This is a genomic window from Pseudonocardia sp. D17 (assembly GCF_036984265.1).
Lineage (GTDB): Bacteria > Actinomycetota > Actinomycetes > Mycobacteriales > Pseudonocardiaceae > Pseudonocardia > Pseudonocardia benzenivorans.
Map to the genome: position 1 here is coordinate 36,818 of NZ_BPRG01000076.1, position 4,554 is coordinate 41,371.

Sequence of the window (4,554 nt, forward strand, 5' to 3'; positions counted from 1 at the left end):
CGAGCAGCTCCGCCTGCCCCGACAGGACACCGGACAGGATCGCCCGCGCGACGGCGAGCAGCTCCGACACCTCCGGACCCGTCAGCGAGTAGAACACCGACGAGCCCTCCTTGCGCGTGCGGACCAGACCTGCCCGGCGTAGCACGGCGAGCTGCTGCGAGAGGTTCGCCGGCTCGACGGCGATCTCGGCCAGCAGCTCCGACACGGCGTGCTCGCGCACGCTCAACAGCTCCAGCACCCGGATCCGCACCGGGTGGCCGAGCGTCTTGAAGAACTCCGCCTTCGCCTGATACAGCGGCGTGCTCATCAACGCCCACCCCCTTCGGCGTCCCATCTTCACACGCGCTCATCAGTTGCAGACATTAGCAACTGCGTAAGTCTTTGCGTCCGGGGACCCGGCTGCACGCCCGAGGGCGACGGCGGGCTCGTGCGACAGCACCCGGACAGAGCGGGCTCCCGCGCCCTTCGGTGCGCCCGCGAGCGGTGCGCGCGACGTCGCCGCGCCGACCGACGGACACCACTCCGGCGCCATGGAACGGAGTCGCGCGACCACGGACGCGATCACCCGCCGCCGTCACGGGATCGGTATCGGAGTGATTCCCACCTTTGCGATCCGCACGTTGGACAGGTTCCGGAAATTGATCGTCGTCTGGGTCACGTCGAGAGTCGGAATTCCCAGCGTGCCGCCGCCGTCGAGACTCAGTCCGCCCCGCTGGTCGGCATCGGTGGCAAGGATCCAGCCGGCCACCGCTCCGCCGCCCGCGGCCCGGTAGAGCCCGGCATCCCCCGTCACCGCGCTACCGGTCACCGGCGCGGCCCGGCCGTCGGCGAGGGTGAGCGTGCCGGTCATCGTCGAGTCGGTCAGCTCGAGCTGGAGCTGACCGGCCGGCTGGCTCGCGTCGACCGTCGTGCCGTCGGACGGGACGTTGAACCAGGCCTGGATGGTCGGCGCCGCCGGCGACGAGCCGGGGACCCCGTTACAGACGTACGCCAGCGCCCGGGAGCCGTCGACGACGACGGCGACGAAGGCGTCGGTCCCGCTCGCCGTCCCCACGAAGGTCTTCGTCGACGCGGCGGGGCTCGCCGTGGGCGGCGCCGCCGGGGCCTGCGGCATCGCCGTCTGCGGCAAGGTGCTGGGTCGCTCGCTGTTCGTGCAGCCGACGAGAAGAAGCACACCCGCAACGGCGAGCAGTACCGATCCGAACCACCGGACATTCCTGCAGTCGGTCGACATGCCCGGTGAGTATGGACCCGGCCTCGCCGCTCGATCCAGCAGAAAGGGACGTTCGACCCGGGAAACGGCCCCCGATGGGCCTCGACGCGTACGGGGAGAACCAACGGGCGTTCGGCCGCTGATCGGCGAGCGGCGTGCGCGGTGGTCTCAGGGGAGCCGACCGGTCAGCGTGCACGCGCGCTCCCGCAGCCGGTCGGTCGGCCCGGCGTCCGCGTCGGTGAGCAGGGTGACCAGGCGCAGCGGCACCCCCGTCGGACGACGACGCGGCAGGACCTGACCCGGTGTCGACCCGGCCGGCCCGACGTCGGCCGAGGGGCCGCGATCCGTGCCGTGACCGGTGCCGCTCCGGCTGCCCCGGGCGGGGGTCAGACGGTCGTCAGCGCCGCCGCGGCGAACGAGACGTTGAACCGGTCGCACCAGATGCTCAGGCTCGGCAGTGCGGCGAGGTCGACGTCGGGCGGCACCGGGTAGTTGGAGCTGCCGACGTTGCCCTTGAGCTCCCCGAGGTCGACGTGGCGGCCGTCGTCGAAGACGTGCCAGCCCTCGCGGCCGTCGATCACGGGAGCGTCCGACAGCCACACCTTCAGCAGCGGCCCGTCGCTGGTCCGCAAGTCCTGCAGGCGCAGGATCCGGGAGCCGTCGGAAAGGCCGAGGACCACGACGGATCCGCTGCTGGCGTGCTCATGGCTGATCAGCTCGCCGCGCGCGAGGACGACCGGCGCAGCCGCTGCGGTGGCAGCGGTCGCGGCCGGGCCGGCCTCGTCCACGGTCCGGTCGACGAAGAGTTTCCAGGGCTCGAACACGAACAGCGCCACGACCACGAGCACCGCGCCGACCACGAGGACGACCCGGACGGCCGGATGCCGGAGCACGACGCGCAGCGACGGAGCGTTGGTCATGCGGGCTCAGTGTGCCGGTGGGCCGCAGGCGTTACAGGCCCGCGGCGAGCCGACGGCCCTCGGCGAAGAACGCCGCGACGGCCTCGGCGTCGGGCAGCTCGTCCGCGGTGCGCAGGGCGCCGAACGGGGCGTTCCAGAACTCCCCGTGCCGGGGCCGCCACGGACCGACGTAGGCATAGGGCGCCGGGACCTGGGCATCGCCCGGGGACACCCCGTAGTTCACCTCGTCCAGCGTGACGCCGAGGTCGAAGTGCTCCGGCCAGATCACCGGCTCCGCGCCGGGCGCGAGGCTGCGCAGGGCCTCGTCGCCGCGGGCGAACCAGTCTGCGAGGACCTCGGCGGCTGCAGCGTCGACGGTCAACGGCCTGTCGGGTCCGACCCCCGAGCCGTCGGCGTAGAGGCCGACCGGCGCCCCGACCTCGACACCCGCGGCGCGTGCCAGTTCGCGGCACGTCCCGGCGAGCGGCGCCTGCCCGCCGTCCCAGCGCAGTTCGGTGCCCACGACCCGCATCGGGGTGGCCACGCCACCGAACCCGCCCGGCGTCACCCGCAGCCGGATGGTGCCCGCCGCCCGGTGCTGCGGCCCCGCCACGACCAGCTCGGCCACGGCGTGCAGTGAGCGCCTCGTCTCGACCAGCAGCTGCTCGTCCATCTCGTCCTCCTCGTGTAACGCCACGCCGGGTCCGGGTCACTGTTCCCGCGGTACGTGTCGGACGACGCGGGGAGCGTTACATGGACCTCAGGAACACCGACCTCGGGACCTTCATGCCGATCGCCCGGTTCGACGACCTCGCCGAGGACGTCCCGAGCCACGCGGCGGTCGACGGCATCGACCTGGTGCTCGTGCGGCGGGGTGCGCTGGTGCACGTCTTCGAGGGGCGCTGCCCGCACCGCGGCGCGCTGCTCGCCGACGGCCGGGTCGAGGGCGCCAACCTGATCTGCGGCGTGCACGGCTGGGACTACCGGCTCGACACCGGGGTCTCGGCCTACAACCCGGCCGAGCGGATCTACAAGTTCGGCTGCCACGTGCGCGACGGCGAGGTGCTCGTCGACAAGGCCGATCTCGTCGAGTACCGGGGCATGCGGCCCGAACGCGCGGTCACGTCGACCTACGACCGGCTCTTCGACGACCCGCACCAGGACACGGCGGAGGAGCCGTTCGTCTCGGAGATCCACGCGTTGGCGCGCAACGGGCTCGCCGGGGCGCACGGCAAGGTCGCGGCGATGGGCGTGCCCCGGGCCGAGCTCCCCTCCTGGGACGACCTGCAGGTGCTGACCGCGCAGCTGCACCGCTTCCCGCGGCTGGACGACGAGCCCGTCGACACGGCGGTGACGATCGGTCCCGCGGCGGCGAAGCCGCTGCGGCTGGAGATCCCGGTCTTCGTGTCCGACATGAGCTTCGGCGCGCTCTCGGCGGAGGCCAAGACCGCGCTGGGCCGCGGCGCCGAGGGAGCCGGCACGGCGATCTGCTCGGGCGAGGGCGGCATGCTGCCCGAGGAGAAGGCCGAGTGCTCCCGCTACCTCTACGAGCTGGCGTCGGGCCGGTTCGGCTGGGACGAGATGCACCTCGACTCCGTGCAGGCCCTGCATCTCAAGCTGGGCCAGGGCGCCAAGACCGGCACCGGCGGGCACCTGCCCGGGACGAAGGTGACCGGCCGGATCGCCGAGGTCCGCGGTCTGCCCGAGGGCACGTCGGCGGTCTCGCCCGCACGGTTCGTCGACTGGGTCACGCTGCTGGATGCGCGGGCGCTCGTCGACCGAGTCCGGGAACGGTCCGGCGGAATCCCCGTCGGGGTGAAGATGTCGGCCCAGCACATCGAGTCCGACCTGGACGCCGCCCTCGAACTCGGCGTCGACTACGTCATCCTCGACGGCCGCGGCGGCGGCACCGGCGCCGCCCCGACGATCTTCCGCGACACGATCAGCGTTCCGACGATGGCCGCGCTGGCCCGCGCGCGCCGTCACCTCGACCTCGCCGGGGCCCGGGACGTGACGCTGGTGGCGACCGGTGGGTTCCGCCGCGCGCAGGACATGGTCAAGGCGCTCGCGCTCGGGGCCGACGCCGTCGCGGTGTCGAACGTGGCGCTGCAGGCGATCGGCTGCGTCGGGATGCGGGCCTGCCACACCGACAACTGCCCGATGGGCATCGCCACCCAGAAACCGCACCTGCGGGCCCGGCTGCCGGTGCAGCGGGCCGCCGAGCAGCTCACCCGTTACCTCGGCGCGATCACCGAGCTGATGGTGGTGCTCGCCCGGGCGTGCGGGCACGACTCGTTGTCGCACTTCACCCCGAGGGACCTGACGAGCTGGAAACGCGACGTGGCCGAGCTGGTCGGCGTCGAGTACGCGGGGGTGGCCCGATGAGACATCCTCTGTCAACCTTCGGGTCAGGCTGCTCGTCCGAGGGCTCGGTTGCGGTTG

Annotated in this window: 5 protein-coding genes; 1 reads left to right on the forward strand and 4 read right to left on the reverse strand. The window is 72.8% G+C overall.

The features are described from left to right. The 4 genes from PSD17_RS14195 to PSD17_RS14210 all read right to left on the reverse strand — a co-directional run. Nucleotides 1-307 (reverse strand): ArsR/SmtB family transcription factor (locus PSD17_RS14195; protein WP_339122905.1); only part of this gene is annotated, 307 nt, incomplete at its 3' end. Between the two features lie 267 nt (nucleotides 308-574). Continuing rightward, a complete protein-coding gene (locus tag PSD17_RS14200; RefSeq protein ID WP_339122906.1) occupies nucleotides 575-1,234 on the reverse strand; it encodes a hypothetical protein in 660 nt (219 codons plus the stop codon). Nucleotides 1,235-1,599: 365 nt separating this feature from the next. Next, nucleotides 1,600-2,133, reverse strand: a complete 534-nt coding sequence (locus PSD17_RS14205) for a DM13 domain-containing protein (protein ID WP_339122907.1) — start codon at nucleotides 2,131-2,133, stop codon at nucleotides 1,600-1,602. A 31-nt stretch (nucleotides 2,134-2,164) separates the two neighbouring features. Further along, nucleotides 2,165-2,785 carry a hypothetical protein gene (locus PSD17_RS14210; protein WP_339122908.1) on the reverse strand — a complete coding sequence of 207 codons (621 nt, stop codon included), beginning with the start codon at nucleotides 2,783-2,785 and terminating at the stop codon, nucleotides 2,165-2,167. Between the two features lie 80 nt (nucleotides 2,786-2,865). Here PSD17_RS14210 and PSD17_RS14215 point away from each other — a divergent pair, with 80 nt between their 5' ends. Next, nucleotides 2,866-4,497, forward strand: coding sequence for a glutamate synthase-related protein (locus tag PSD17_RS14215; RefSeq protein WP_339122909.1), 1,632 nt, complete (start codon nucleotides 2,866-2,868; stop codon nucleotides 4,495-4,497). Nucleotides 4,498-4,554: the final 57 nt, after the last annotated feature.